This window comes from Flavobacterium sp. ST-158, assembly GCF_058309975.1.
The window spans coordinates 50377-66201 of sequence record NZ_JBZEEN010000010.1 but is presented as its reverse complement, the minus strand read 5'-3'; the positions used below and the strand labels follow the sequence as shown (position 1 = coordinate 66201).

Here is a 15825-nt window from a genome sequence, read left to right as displayed (position 1 = left end):
TTATTTTAAAAACTAATAAATATTCTATACTATGAGTATTTATAGGCTTTACATTATTTAGCTTGTTCTGGACGATAATCGGATTTATTTACCCAGAATAATTGATCATTAAATTTACCTGATAAGAAATTTTCGTAGTAATTCATGTATTTTAATGGGGATATTTTATAGCTTTCAAAAATATCACCTTTGCCTAAAATTCTAGGGTCTTTTTGGGCTGTTAGCTCGTTAGTCATTTGCTGATGTAGTTTTTCTTTAAGTGCTTTAAAATCAGATTCAGCAGCAAGATTATTTAAACATAAAGGGTCTGTTTTTACATTATATAATTCCTCTTGTGGTCGTTTACCAAAACTAAGTTGCCATAGTACGTTTTGACTCGTCCCAAAGGTGTTTAAAATAGCCGTTTTAGTAGGGCTTCCATCGCAATTAAGGTAGCCTGTTTCTGGATTTCCTACCGGCCATCTATCTGTTTTAAAGTTGTATAGATACAAATAATCTCCTTTGAAAATGCCTCGGATAGGGTAGACTTCATTATTTGGTCTTCCAATATCATGTCTTTCTTTACCAATGAGTACATGGTCTCTATCCGTTTCTAAATGACCTTCTTTAGTTGATTTTAAAATGTTTACTAAACTTCTTCCTCTTATGGGTTTCATGTTGTTATTTTCGGCTTTTACACCTGCTAATTCAAGAATCGTTGGTGCTAAATCAGTAAAGTTGACAAAGTCTTCGATTTTACGATTGGTTGTTTTGATGCCTTTAGGCCACATAATTGCTAACGGAAGGTGGTTTGAATATTCATATTCTTGACCTTTAATTCTCGGGAAAGGCATTCCATTATCTGAGGTTACAATGATGACGGTATTGTCTAACAAATTTTCTTTATCTAATTTGTCAATCATTTTTTGCAATTGTTTATCAAAGTATTCTAATTCATATGCATAATCCAGAATATCTGTTTTTACAGAATCTGTTTTAGGCCACATAGCATATACATCGTATAAATCAGATAATTTTTTACCATTTTTTAAACTAGAACCAAATTCATAAGGACGATGTGGCTCCCAACCTCCATACCAAAAAAAGAAAGGTTTGTTTGAAGGTCTTTTTGCTAAAAATTCATTAAAATTAGCGGCATAATCATCAGAATGTATGCCAGTAGTAGGAGCATCTAATTTATTAGCATTATATGATTTTACCAATAAATCTCTTGGAGTTCCATCTGCATTTTTTGCAGTTCCTGGAGCCCAACCTTTTCCAGTGTAGCCCACCTGATATCCGTTTTTTGCTAAAACTTCGGGAAAGGATGTAAACTTACTAGGGAAAAAAGACATGTGATTAGCTCCTTGTTCTAGTTCCCAAGAGTTTCTTCCAGTTAAAATAGTTGCACGGGAAGGAGCACATTTTGCATTAGGGGTGTATGCTTTATTAAAAAGCACACCTTCTTTTGCTATTCTATCAAATGCAGGAGTATTTACCCATTGACAGCCATAGGCACCCATATGCTCATAAGAAGCATCATCGGCAATTGCAAAGAGAATGTTAGGTTGTGAATTTTTTGTTTGCGCATTACTAAATAATGCGGACAAGAAAATAGTTGAAAATAATAGGGTTATTTTATTCATTTTTATGATTTTAGTTTAACAGTAGTTCTATTTTGTAACTTTTATTATTACAGCATTATAGGTTTCAGGAAAAATTACATCGAAAGAATTCGACCCTTGGGTAAGTTTTACGCCCAAATCTTTAGGATATAAAATTGCTGCTTTTCCTTTGTTTTTTAATTCAATATGCACCCTTTCTGATCCTCCTAATCGCCACACTGCATAATAATCAGCTTTTTCAGATGTTAACCCCAAAGCCACTGGATTTAAATTATCAGAAATTTTGGCAAAACCTAATGGGAAAAATGCTGTGGCTTGAGGTATCACTTTTGCTAATTCGTTTTTATAAACTTGAATACCGTTTTTTACTTGGTTTAAACTTTCAGTTGGTAGTTCTGCCAGATGGCCACTTTGATGGATTCTGCATAACATGGCATTCACCATATTAAATGCCGCTTCGTACTTGTTTCCATCTTTTAGCGGATACGACCATACCGCTAATTGTTCTGGTAAAACTGCAGCCATTTCGCCAACTACAATAGAAGGGTATTTTCTATAATCAGTCTGATCACTGGATGACTGAAGCTGGTGAAGAGAAAGCATGGCATAATCCATTCTTACACCTCCGCTACCACAATTTTCTATGACTAAATCGGGATATTTAGCATAAATACCTCTCATCCAAGAAAGATAGGCTCTTTGATGCTCTAATAAGCCCTGACCAAAACTTTCCGAATTGGTTTCTGTACCCATTAAAGTGTTGGTGTTATAATCCATTTTTATATATGAAGCACCATAAGTATTCACCAAACGGTCTACTACTTTAGTTGCATAATCTACTACATCTTTATTTCTAAAATCTAAGAAAAAACTCGAATGATCCATCACTCTTTTTCCATGTCGCATAAAAAACCAACTATCAGGTTTGTCTTTTAAAGGAGAATGTATACCGACTCTTTCAATTTCAAGCCAAAGTCCCGGAATCATTTTTTTAGACTTTATGCTGTCCATAACTTCCTTAATTCCGTTTGGAAATCTGGTTTTACCAGGCAACCATAGGCCCACAGCATCCCACCATGTTTCTTTTAATTCGGCGTACCATCCGGCATCTACCACAAAATAATCGCAACCCACTTCTGCGGCAGCTTTGATTAAAGGAATTTCTTTAGCAGTTGTAGGGTCGCCAAACAAACAATTCATGTAATCATTAAAAATAACAGGCAATGCAACATTGTCTTTGTTAGCACTTAAAAGCGCTTTTCTTCTGTAGCTTGTTAATGCACTAACGGCATCTTCAAATTTTCCTTTTACACAGCCTATGGCAACAGGAACGGTTTGATATGATTTACCTGGCTTTAAGCTCTTCCAAGCTTGGTGGTGTTGCTCATCAGGTCCACCTAGGTATATGTAAGTTGGCGAACTATATTTTAATCCCGAAAAGTTTTTGGGTGTTTGTACATTCGAAAATTCCCAATGCCAAGAGCCGTTGTGCTCAATTTGCCAAAACCAGATTAAACCAGTCGCTTTATTTTCAACCATGGCCATAGGAAGCTCTTTTACAGTTGACATAGAACCTAAATTATTATGAAATATGCCCGATAATTGAAATATTCCATTGGCACCCCAACCAGCTTCAGAAGGGGTTTCTTCATGCCATTGCCCTTCTGATTTCCAGCTATTATTAGCCCAGTGTATACGTATTTTATCTTCTAAAGCGCCTTCGCCTAAATTCCCCACATTATTAATCATAGCCGAACTTAGAAATTCAATATCAACATCTTTTTTACCTTGATTAGTAATTTTTGTATAGCGTCTGCAAGTGCTGGTTCCTTCATAAAAGTCGTAATATGAAATAAGCTCTAGCTTTAAATCTGAATCTTTCAGATATATCATAATTCTTTTACCCCAAGGCATAGTCTGTTCTTCCTTTTTTACAAATTTAAGTGTCATTCCAGGCATTCCACCAGCAAGTTTTATACCGTGATGACTAGGTCTGTCTTGACCACTTAAATGTAAGGAAACTGGAACATCAGATTGATCGATAGTTTCTGGTAAATCTATAGTTCCTTGATATTTAGCAGGAAGTAGCAGTCTTTCTTTTAGTGTTGCATCCTTTTTAACTTCAAATTTGATGGATAAATCGTTTGTTCCAATTTCAAATTTTTCTTGAGCAAAAAGAAAGCAATTACTTAAAAAGAGAGCTAATATAAGTGTGAGTTTTTTCATTTAAATTTTGGTTTATAGTAATTTATAGTAATCTTGGTTATTTGTCTTTAATAAGAAACAAACCGTTTAATTTCGATAGCAGCACTTTTTCTCCTACTTTTTCTCCAGTATTCAATTCGTTTTTTTGATTTTTGGTAGCTGAGATTCTTTTAAAATGTTGCTTTGGAAAAAGCTCATTTAAATTAAAAGTATAGTCGTTAAGTGATGGATTTACTAAGACAACACCATTTTCAAATTCACGCGCCAGTACTTGTGGCGAGTTATAAATTCGGAAGTTTTTAAGAGAAAAGTTGGTGTTACCTTCTAAAGTAATCACTATGTCGGCATTTGTTCCGCCTGCATTTCTAAAATAGAAACTACAAGGCAGCATATCTTTAGAATTTACATAATTTAAAATCTCATCAGCTGTATTTTCTTCAGGGTTTCGTCCTTTTAATGAAACCGAAATTTGACGCGGAATAGATTCATTGAAACCTGGTAAAGGACTATTTGTAATAGCATCAAAACAGATGATAATATCGCCTTTAGGCAGTGCAACATTTTTGATGCTAACGGAAGAACTTTTAAGGTCTTGTTTTAATGCTGTGAAATTAATTCCTGTATCAGTTAATTTGGAACTGTAATCCTGACTTTCAATTTTATATTGTTTTAATGATTGTATTACAGGAGATTTTGTTTCTGCAATGTTTATCATTGCTCCTAGTGGTTTTCCTAACCAATGTGTAATTTTTTCGGAACCTTTTGTGAGTTCATCTATAAAGGAGAATTTATTATTTTTATCCTTGATGGTGTTGTCAGTCACAGAGTTTATGCCAACACCCAAACATTGTGCTGTTGCGGCAACCATTCGTTCTCTATCCAATTTCTCTTTATCACTGCCTTCCATTTTATCTTTATGGGTTACATAAGAGAATTGATCTTTCACCCCATATTTATTCCAATAATTAAAAAAACTTAAGGGTTTTGAAAACTCTTTGTACACATCATTCCAAGTACAAAATCCTTCGGCTTCCATTCCGTTTATTACACCAACGGCTCTCTGACTGTCTTCTAAAGCTCCGTCGGCAATAATTAATTTATTAGGTCCTAATTTTTGTTTTAATCGAGTGTAAAATTGTAAAACACCTTGACCATAAACATTGATATTGTTAATGTATCCGCTATCTACTTTTCCATCATTATCTATATCGGCAACTTTTTTAAGTAAGGCATTTTTCATATTCCATGGGGAAACATCAAATTGAATACCATTAAAAGCAAATAATGGACCATCTAGTTTAAACCACGATGCGATTTCATCAGCTAAAATATCAGCACATTGTTTACCATTTTTATCTTTTGGGCAAGTAGTAGATAAGTTATATGCCCACATTAAATTATTAATTTTAATATTTCCCCAAGGTCCTTCTACAAAATGAGGAGCGATATAAGTTTTTCCTGCAATAAAAGTGCGAGCTTTGGTGCCGTATTGACCACGAAGCACTGTTATTTTTCCATTTTCTTTAGATACTAGAGTAATTTGTTCGGCATCTTCCCATATTTTTTGACCATTATTGTCTAATGGTACAAGTACTATATCATCATTCTTTTTTGCACCACGAATCCCGTAATTTGTTTTAAAGATATTAGAATCAGATACATAAATCTCAGTGTCATTTTCATTAATATCTTTCGTTAAGTCACAACCTGTAGTGTAAATCCAGTGACCAGCAGAATAGTTGTTTATTTCCCATTTTGGACTTCTGGATCTCCCATTAAAATGCAATACCACTAGTTTTGAAGGGTTGTCAATAGCAAATCGATTAAAGAAATTTGGACTATTTTTAGTTTTAAGTTCATTTAATTCTTCATTTAATACTTTACCAAAAATCCCATCTAACTTTGAATAATTAGATTCCCAGTCACTGAAAATTGTTTCCTCATTTATATGTTCTGGTTTTCTGAAATTAAAAGCTTTTGGAAAATCATTTTGAAATAATGATTTTGATGCTAAAGGTGTTTCTAAGGCAGTATTTACCTTTTCGATAATGTTTTGAACAGCATCTTTATTTGAAATTAAAATAGCATTAAGTTCTTTACTATTTTTATAATTAAAGTTAGATGCTATTATAGTTTGATATCCCTTTAAATAATTTGTTTTAACATTAATGTATTTTTTATCCAGTAACAGTTTGATAGTAATTAGGGCTTCCTTTTGTTCTTGGATGTCATTAAAAAAATGTATTTTATTGATTTGTTGAGACAAAGAGTTGTTTGAGATTTTATAATCCATACTAAAAGCTTGCGTTGTTAAGCAAACTTGTAAGTAAAACGAAATTTTTAATATTTTATACATATTCGTGTGAAGTTGAGGATTAATGTGTTTGTCAAATTTATAGTTTTTGTACCTATGACTTTTGTAGTTATTTGCCAAAATATTGCACAAATAAAACGTTTGTATGCTCAATTTAGAATTAGAACCTTTCGCAGCTTGCAGAAGTGGCAGATTAAGGAAGTTTAAACTTTTGGTTAAACACTGACTTTGGAAGTACAAAACCAACTTTCAATTAAGTCTAAACCCTACTATTTTTGTAAACTGCTGTTATGCAATGTTTTTCTTTTCTTTCTATGCAAATAGTGCCACTTTTGATTTAACCTATTGTCCTTTCACCTTTGCTGGCGTCTACATTTTTATTGACTGAATAAATTTTTTAACTTCTTCAATTCGTTTGTCGTTAGTGTGGTACTTTATATTAATCTCAATGTTGCTAATTGTTCTGTCCTTGTTCACAAAAAAAGTCAATACTGATAACTGTCTCTTTGTCTTTTGGAACTATTTTATAAAGTCCATCTTTTACGAATTGAATTGTGGATTCCCGATCGTATTTGCAATAAGGATAAGTAAACTACTAGATCAGGAATGAACTGATTGTAATTATGACACTATTATTTTATGAACCCGATAGGACAAGTTTCGAAGCTATCTTACTTCTTTTTTTCAAATTCAAAAACTTCTGATTCTACTCTGGCTCCTTCTAATATCTTAGCTAATTGAGCTACCTCATTTGGTAATTTATTAGCTAAATCATTAGTTTCACTAGCGTCATCTTTTAAATTATACAACTGATATTTCCCACCATTATTTACATTGTATCGAATTAATTTCCAATCTCCTCTTCGTATCGCTTGTCTTCCTTTCTTTTCATGAAATTCCCAGTACAAATAATCATGTTGTTTTTGACTTTCTTGATGCCCTAAAATAGTAGGTAAAAATGAAATTCCTTGAATATTACTTGGTTTTTCAATTTTTAAAATATCGGTAACAGTAGGCATAACATCCCAAAAAGCCGAAACTTGATTTGTTGTAACCCCACTAGGTATTTTTCCTTTCCATTTTGCAATCATTGGTACTCGAATTCCTCCTTCATACAAGTCTCGCTTATAGCCTTTATAGATTCCATTACTGTCAAAATAATCTGGATCAGCACCTCCTTCAAGGTGTGGACCATTATCCGAAGTAAAAATGAAAATTGTATTATCCTCCAAGCCTAAAGCTTTTACTTTATCCATAATTTCACCCACTTGATCGTCTAGTAAATTAATCATAGCTGCAAAAGCTGCATGTGGATATTTTTGAGAGCCATACTTTCCTAGTCTATATCCTTTTCTTTGACCATCGTTTCCTTTGTATTCTTTTTCTGGTCCATAATGTCCAATATGCTTTTTCATGTACACCTCTGGAGCCACTAATTCTGCATGAGGAATAATACTTGGGTAATATAAAAAGAAAGGTTTGTCTTTATTTTTTTCAATGAACGCTAAAGCTTGTTCATGAATTAAAATAGGAGCATATTCATTTTCTTGAGTCCCCTCATTTCCTTTTAACATGACCTTTTCGCGGTTATTCCATAAATAATACGGATAATAATTGTGCGCTAAATTTTGTGCGTTATATCCATAAAAAGTATCAAATCCTTGATTTAAAGGATCTCCTTCAGAACCAGGAAAACCAAGTCCCCATTTACCAAAAGCCCCTGTTTGATAGCCTTTTTCTTTTAAGACTTCGGCTAAAGTGAAGGTCTTAGCTGGCATAGGCCATTCACCTTCCAGTCCTGCTCTTTTATTTCCTCTCACAGGAGTATGTCCTGTATCCTGTCCGGTTAAAAATGAAGATCTGGATGGTGCACAAACTGTAGTCCCTGCATAATGTTGCGTAAACAACATACCTTCCTTTGCTAATTTATCTATATTGGGTGTGCTAAATTTGGTCTGACCATAACAACTCAAATCACCATAACCCATATCATCGGCTAGAATATAAATAATGTTAGGTTTAGCATTTGATTCTGCTTTACTTTTCGTGCCAACTAATGCTTGGTTTTTACATCCAAAACATAAAATTAAACCAGTGAATAAACCTAAATATTTGTAATTATTTTTTTTCATCTTTTAATAAAATTGCGTTAGATTCTTGAATCTGCTTTAATATGTAGCATAAGTTTTATATAGACATAATAAATTGTATTGGGTTTAAAAATGAATTGTGAAAATATTATTTTGCGGTTTGAAAACCTTTTACAGGAAAGGATTGTGTTTCTAACATGTCAAAAATTATAATCTCATTTTTTCCTTTATTTAAATAAGGAGCAGGACAGTATAGGCGTGTTTGCGGGCCTGCATTCCAATATCGTCCTAGATTGTGTCCGTTTACCCAAACCAATCCTTTTTGATATTTACTCATGTCGATATAAGTGTCTGCGGTTTTTGATAAGTTGAAATTTCCTTTAAAAAAGTACATTTTTTTAGCATTATCTTGGCTTGTGGTAGGAGCCAGATTTTTAATATAATCTTCTTTAAAAGCTAATGAATATACATCCCAATTCATTAATGTCATTTCGTTTAACGTCACCCTGTCGGTAATTCCTTTTCGGTCTATCATATATTGACCGTAATTGATATGTCCCATTGCTTCAACAACAATATCTAGCCTCGGATTTTTTACATCGGTTTTAGGGAGTGTAATGGTCCAGTTTCCGCCATTTCGCTGTATGGTGTTAATATATTTTCCATCTAAAAAAACATAAGCAAAATCATGAGGTTCAGTTATTGTTAGTTTGCCGCTTTTTTCGCCTATTAATTGAGTGCTGTATACTATAAAACCTTGACTTTGTCCTAAAGCTTCCATAGGCTGTGGTTGAATGATTTTTTTTGTTTCTGGTAAGTTATCCCAAAGCGAGGTAAAAGCACTCATTTCTATTTCCGGTAATTCCATTGTAGGTATTGGTTTTGGGATAGCAGGAAGTTTATAATCAACATTTTTAGCGATTATTTTTCTAAGGGCATAATATTTTTCTGTAGCTTGTCCTTGTTCGTTAATTGGAGCATCATAATCATAACTGGTAACATCTGGTAAAAAATTAGTAGGATTTTTACTATTTGCTCCTGCGGTAAAACCAAAATTGGTACCACCATGTATAACATAAAAATTAAGTGATCTTCCAGTTTCTAGTACGAATTTGGTTTCTTTAAATGTTCTTGTAGTGTCACGTTTAGCCCAATCCTTCCCCCAATGTGTTAGCCAACCTGGGTATGTTTCGCTACTAAAGATGGGAGTTTTTAGATTTAAAGATTGAGCTAGCTTAAAATCTTTTTCATTACTTCCGCTGTCTAAACCTATTACTGCTCCATTAAGCGTTCCTGCTTCAAGTCTTGCTGCAGTTGGGCCGTCTGCGGTATAAAAAGGAATTTTTATCCCGTTTGCTAGCCAAAGTTTTTTAAGTGACTCTAAATATGCTTTATCGTTACCATAACTCCCGTATTCATTTTCAATTTGTAACATTACAATAGGTCCTCCATTTGTACATTGTAGCGGGACAATTTCTTTTGCCACCCGATCTATGTAACGTTTAACCTCAGTCATATACCTTGAATCAGTACAACGGATTTTTATGTCAGGGATGCTTAATAAATAGGGCGGTAAACCACCAAAATCCCATTCTCCACAAACATACGGACCAGGTCTCATAATTACCCACATGTTTTCTTGTTGACACAACTTGACGAATTCAGCAATATTTCTTTCTTTGGAGGTAAAATCAAATTGTCCTTTTGTTTCTTCAATATCATTCCAGAAAATATAAACTGCAATGGTATTACATCCCATAGCTTTGGCCATTTGGATGCGATGTTTCCAATATATTTTTGGAATTCTTTGCGGATGCATTTCACCACTTATGATTTGGAATTTTTTTCCATTCATTAAAAAGTTTTCATTGTCTATAGCGAATGAAACTGTTTTTTTTTGTTGAGCTTGTCCTGTAAAGGAAGTTGTCATTAAACAAATAAAGAGGAATAAATAGAGTTTTTGTAGGTTCATTTTTTATTTATTTTTGGTTGGTAATCTATAAATAGGTATACAAACTTAGTAATGTGTTATTGTAAGGCATTGTGGTTATCAGTCAAAATTTAGCATTAATAATTAATTTGGTTTTATTCAGATATTTTTTTTGAATTAATCGGAATAATTAATTTTCTCTAAATAGTTTTCAAATTGATTGCTGAGTTCATAATTGTTTGAAATCTATTGCTTTTCGTTCATTTAGCATAAGTTTTTGAACGATATTGAATATTTAAGTAAATTGAGTATAGCTATCTTGCGTATGTAAAATGTAAGATAAAAATTGTTCTTAAACGCAATATGAATTACATCAATAAATTATTGTTCAACAATTAATTAAACTTAAAAATGAAAGCTATTAAACTAAGAGGAAAATTATTAATTCTTCTATTGACTATGTGTTGTTTTAGCAATACTTATTCGCAAGAGATGTCACAAGATGAAAAAATGGAGTGGTGGAGAGATGCGAAATTTGGTATGTTTATCCATTGGGGAATGTACTCTGTACCTGAATTATCAGGATCTTATAAGGGTATGAAACAAAAAACAGGAGCTGCTGAATGGATTATGAATATTATGAAAATCCCTGCTAAAGAGTATCAGGCGTATGCAAAAGATTTTAATCCTGTAAAATACAATCCGGACGAATGGGTAAAAATTGCCAAAGATGCCGGAATGAAATATATTGTAATTACAGCGAAACATCATGATGGTTTTGCGATGTTTAAAACCAATGCCAGTAAGTGGAATATTGTTGACGCTAGTCCTTATGGAAAAGATGTTTTAGCTCCACTTGCAAAAGCATGTGAGAAATACGGAATAAAACTAGGTTTTTATTATTCGCAAGCACAAGATTGGAATAATCCTGGAGGAGCAACATCTTCTAGAACAATGAATCGTGGATGGGCTAATCCAGATAGTACGGCTGTAGATAAATATGCTATGGAGAATGACGGTCAGTGGGATCCAATACAAAAAACCAGATCTTTTAATGATTATATTGATCAGGTTGCTGTGCCACAAGTTAAAGAGTTATTGACTAATTACGGTAAAGTATCTGTTTTATGGTGGGATACCCCAAGAAATATGAGAGATGATACCGCACAAAAACTGCATGATCTCTTAAAATTACAACCCGGAATTATTACTAATGACAGGTTAAAGAAACCTAATTTCTTAGGAGATACTAAAACACCGGAACGCGTTATTCCAAGTTTAGAAGAATTAGACGGAAAAGATTGGGAAACTTGTAATACCATGAATACAAGTTGGGGATATAAAAGTTATGATCACAGATGGAAGTCAACAGAGCAGTTAATAACTAACTTGGTAGATATTGCTTCTAAAGGGGGAAATTTTCTTTTAAATGTAGGTCCTAAAGGCGATGGTACTTTTCCAATTGAAAGTGTAGAAAGATTAAAACAAATAGGTGATTGGATGAAAGTAAATGGTGAAGCTATTTATGGAACAAAAGCCAATCCATTAAGTCCTGTGGAGTGGGGTAGAATCACTAAAAAAGATACTAAAGATGGTAATACTACATTGTATTTATCAGTCCTTAGTTGGCCAAAAAGTGGTGTGATTAAAATTTCAGATTTAAAGAACAAAGTTTCTAAAGCTACACTAATAGCTAATGGAAATGTCTTGAAAACGGCTGTATTGGCTAATGGTGATTTAAGAGTGGAATTGCCTGCTAATGCTCCAGACAAAATTGCAAGCGTAATTAAATTAGAGCTAATAGGGAATGTTCCTAACACGCATCATGTTGTAAAAGAGTCTAAAAAAAGTTAAAATAGATTTTTGTTTTTTTTATTTAAGCGCCATCAATTGATGGCGTTTTTTTGTTTTTTCTTGATTCTAAAACAATGGAATAGCAGAGCGATCAATAAGTGTTATAATTTGAACGATAAATTATAATTTCTAAATGTTTTTAAGTTTAGTTTTGGTTAATAAGTAAATTGACTATCAGTAGTTTGTGTTTCTTTTGTGAAAATTGCTGCTTGTTATGATGTATACTTTTTGTTATTAATTATTTTATATTAACCATTAACCCACAATTAATTATGAAAAAAAAATTACTATTTTTTATTCTTTTGTTATTACCAACTCTATTTGTAAAAGGACAGTCTCTTGTTCAATGGGAATTAGCTAATGAGCCTTATGGAATTTCACATGACGGTCTAAATGCAGTAATTGCAAAAGCCAAAAATCATTTATTGACCTATGATAATGATACTGTTGTTGTAAAGATTGCAGCAGGAACTTATACTATAGGGGATGCTATTGAAATAGATAGTATTAATATGAACGCTTCAAAAATGGGACGTTTAATATTTCAAGGTGCAGGAAAGGATAGTACCAACTTAGTTTTTAATGTTGGAATCAATAGTATTACTGTAAAAAAGACAAAAAGAATTGAGTTCAAAGATTTCCATATCACCCGAAATTCACCTACAGCTACGCAAGGAACCTTAGTGTCTACCGGAAAAGGCTATATGATTGTAGATATTTCACCAGGTTTTCCAACTCCATTAGAGATATACACTCAAACAGGAGGGAAATATTTATCGAGATATACTAATAGCGCTACAAATCCTGTTCGTGTTAGAGATACGGTAACTAATGAATATTATCCACATATTGCTTGGGGAAGAACTAATATTGCTTATGTCCCTCAATTAATTTCAGGTGACAGGTGGAAAATATTTGTTGCTCAAGGAACTGTGTATCCAGATCAGGCACCTTATTATTTTCAGCCAGGCGATTATGTATCAGTGCTTTCTAAATTTGATGGAAATGCTTTTTTTGTTACGGGAGGAGTATATGATATTACATTTGAGAATATTAAATTGACGCACTCTACAAGAATTGTAACTCGTGGATCTACTAATAAAATAAAATACAAAGGATGTAGTATTCTAAATGGAGATCCTATCAATGGTCAGACTCCGTGTATTTCGGCTTCATTAGGAGGGGTACAGGTTAATCAATATGGTGATCCAATTGTAGATGATGTTGTTATTGAAGATTATTATGCTGAACGAACAGGTGATGATCCATTTGCTTTATATAGCGTTACAGGAGCTAAACTTAAAAATATAGAAATTAGAGGCGATGCACCAACACGTATTGATAAAGATGCTAGTAATACTTGTATTGATAATCTTTTATTAGAAGATGGTGCTTCCATATCTTTCTTTTTCCCTGATTCTGAATTAAGGTTAAATTATGATAGCTTAACAACAGAAGCTATTGAAGAAGTGAATTCTTATGAAACTAATAAAGTGCTAACAGGTTGTGGCTCTTCTTTACGCTTAGTTTCAAGCAAACAGCCTGTTGAAAATAAACTGAAGGAAATGACTTTTACGGTTAATAGTGGTTTATTAACGATTCAGTCGGAAAATGAAATTTCAAATGTCAGTATTTATGATTTTAATGGGAAAAAAGTTTTAGGTCAAGATGTAAGTAATAAAAAAGAAGTGCATATTCCTTGTGAAAACTTGAAAAATAAGGCTTTGATAATTAGAGTGAATACAGAAAATAATCTTGTTGTTAAGAAGTTTTATATTGAATAACAAACAGATTAATATTTTCTAGGGTATAATGTACTTCAATAAAGAAAGATTAGAAAAAGAAAGTACTACATAAACTTCTAGAGTATCAAAAACAAAATTTCTAAAAAAAGGAGTAAAACAATAGTAGTTTTGCTCCTTTTTTAATTATTATAAACATTTATAGTTTAAAAGAAATTAGATTTGACAAATAAAAACAATGAATGGATTATTATGGAAAGCTATAATGTAATACAAATTGAGAAGAATACTTTAAAAATAAATGGCAAAGGAAACCATCCTCTATGGGCTAAAGCCAATAATTTGACTAACTTTTGTTCTCCGTGGGATAGTAACAAATTCATTAATATGCAATTTAAAGCGCTTTGGGATACCGATATGTTTTTTTTCTGTTTTGAAGTAAATGATCCAGAGGTTTATATAGATACAACTGATAATTCTAAAAGCAGTATTAATAATTCTGATAGGGTTGAGTTGTTTTTTAGAATTAATGATTCGCTTAATCCTTATTATTGTTTGGAAATAGATCCAAGTCCCCGAATTATGGATTTTAAAGCTCACCCCAATAAACAATTTGATTTTAAATGGAATTGGCCATCAGATGACATAGAGGTAAAATCGTCATTGAATGCTAATGGTTATGTAGTTGAAGGGGCTATTAGTATTTTCTCACTCGCTAGATTAGATTTGTTAAAACAAGGCAAAATGGAAACAGGAATTTATAGGGCTAAGTATTACAAACAAACTGATGGAACTTATAAACCTCTTTGGAGTACTTGGATTAATCCTGATACTACATTACCTAATTTTCATATAGCTTCCTCTTTTGGTATTTTGCATTTTGTTGAAAAAGTTTTTTAATCTTTTATAAATGGGGTAACATTTTCGGAATTAATGATGTCAATAGGGATTAATATTTTTTTTGGAATTTCTTTTCCCAAAAGGAAATATTCAACTAGATATTTGAGTGCCAGATAAGTTTGTTGTCCTACGTTTTGATGTATTAGAAAATCAATAACACCATTTTTTAAAAAGTCTACATTTTCATTCAATAAATCATAACAAACTAATGCTATTTTAGGATAGCTTTGCTCTTTAATAATCTGGGCAACTTGATATCCTTTTGAAGTAGATACAAAAATGCCTTTTAAATTAGGCTGTTCGTTTAGGATACTTCTGAGTTTTTCTTCAAATTTAGGATTGTTTAGTTTGTAAGTAAGTATCTTATTTTGGAAACCATTTAAATCATTAAAATAGCTTTTAAATCCTTTTTCCTTTTCTTGCATGTGAATGGCATTCTTATATTTTTCATCAATATGAATGATAGCAATATCTCCATCTGTTAAGATAGCATGCAATAATTTTGCGGCTACTCTTCCGCTTTGATATAAATCCTGTCCAATAAAATTTTTTATATTTTCAGAGTCGATTTGATTATTAAAATTGGAAACTGTAATTCCTGCTTTAGTGTAGTTTTCTATTGCTATACTTGCTTCTTTAAGGAATATTGGAGCTAATAATACGGCATCAGGGGCTGAGTTTTGAATCTCTAAGTTAGCTTCTAAAAATGAACTTATATCAGTAGCGTCAAAAAAATAAGTTTCTATTTTAATGCCAAAAGCTCTAAATTCTGAAATTACATCATTGATACTCACTACACATGGACTCCAGTAAGCATCTTTTTCAGGATTGGGTAAAAGCACACAAATTCGGTATACTTTATTGTTTTTAAGATTTTTGGCTATAGGATTGGGAATAAAATTTATTTCATCTAATATTTTATTCACTTTTATTAAAGCATCTTCTGAAACTTTTCCTCTATTATGTAGAACACGGTCAACAGTGCCTTTAGAAACTCCTGCTAATTGAGCAATATCGCGTATAGTATATTTTTTTATCATGAAACAAATATATAAAAAAGACTAAACAAATAAATTCTTTTTGTGCTCGAGCACATTTTTTTAGTGTTCTCGAGCACATTTTTAATTTATTTTAATATATTTGTAAAAAAGTTAAGGGTTTTTAGAAAGTGATTTAGCTTTTTTTA

The 15825-nt window shown here is 32.4% G+C and carries 9 protein-coding genes; 3 read left to right on the top strand and 6 right to left on the bottom strand.

Annotated elements, in window-relative coordinates; genetic code table 11:
* Positions 1 to 53 precede the first annotated feature (53 nt).
* From AC4FRF_RS14645 to AC4FRF_RS14625, 5 genes are all read right to left on the bottom strand, one after another.
* Positions 54 to 1625 (bottom strand): sulfatase family protein, encoded by a 1572-nt coding sequence (locus AC4FRF_RS14645; RefSeq protein WP_491160505.1) that lies wholly within the window; start codon positions 1623 to 1625, stop codon positions 54 to 56.
* A gap of 27 nt (positions 1626 to 1652) precedes the next feature.
* Entirely contained in the window at positions 1653 to 3830 is a 2178-nt protein-coding gene (locus AC4FRF_RS14640; RefSeq protein ID WP_491160503.1) for a glycoside hydrolase family 36 protein, read from the bottom strand.
* A gap of 37 nt (positions 3831 to 3867) precedes the next feature.
* Positions 3868 to 6165, bottom strand: coding sequence for a hypothetical protein (locus AC4FRF_RS14635; RefSeq protein WP_491160501.1), 2298 nt, complete (start codon positions 6163 to 6165; stop codon positions 3868 to 3870).
* Between the two features lie 629 nt (positions 6166 to 6794).
* A complete protein-coding gene (locus tag AC4FRF_RS14630; RefSeq protein ID WP_491160499.1) occupies positions 6795 to 8255 on the bottom strand; it encodes an arylsulfatase in 1461 nt (486 codons plus the stop codon).
* A gap of 106 nt (positions 8256 to 8361) precedes the next feature.
* A complete protein-coding gene (locus tag AC4FRF_RS14625; protein ID WP_491160497.1) occupies positions 8362 to 10185 on the bottom strand; it encodes a beta-galactosidase in 1824 nt (607 codons plus the stop codon).
* Positions 10186 to 10554: 369 nt separating this feature from the next.
* Here AC4FRF_RS14625 and AC4FRF_RS14620 point away from each other — a divergent pair, with 369 nt between their 5' ends.
* From AC4FRF_RS14620 to AC4FRF_RS14610, 3 genes are all read left to right on the top strand, one after another.
* The gene (locus AC4FRF_RS14620) at positions 10555 to 11997 is read left to right on the top strand and encodes an alpha-L-fucosidase (protein WP_491160495.1); all 1443 of its coding nucleotides are present in this window, start codon (positions 10555 to 10557) and stop codon (positions 11995 to 11997) included.
* 272 nt (positions 11998 to 12269) lie between these two features.
* On the top strand, positions 12270 to 13781 hold the full coding sequence (locus tag AC4FRF_RS14615; protein ID WP_491160493.1) for a DUF8694 domain-containing protein: 1512 nt from the start codon (positions 12270 to 12272) through the stop codon (positions 13779 to 13781).
* 180 nt (positions 13782 to 13961) lie between these two features.
* Complete coding sequence (locus AC4FRF_RS14610; RefSeq protein WP_491160491.1) at positions 13962 to 14639, top strand: sugar-binding protein; 678 nt, start codon at positions 13962 to 13964, stop codon at positions 14637 to 14639.
* Here the strand turns inward: AC4FRF_RS14610 and AC4FRF_RS14605 are convergent.
* Positions 14636 to 15679 carry a LacI family DNA-binding transcriptional regulator gene (locus tag AC4FRF_RS14605; protein WP_491160489.1) on the bottom strand — a complete coding sequence of 348 codons (1044 nt, stop codon included), beginning with the start codon at positions 15677 to 15679 and terminating at the stop codon, positions 14636 to 14638. The two genes, AC4FRF_RS14610 and AC4FRF_RS14605, sit on opposite strands and share 4 nt — an antisense overlap.
* Positions 15680 to 15825: the final 146 nt, after the last annotated feature.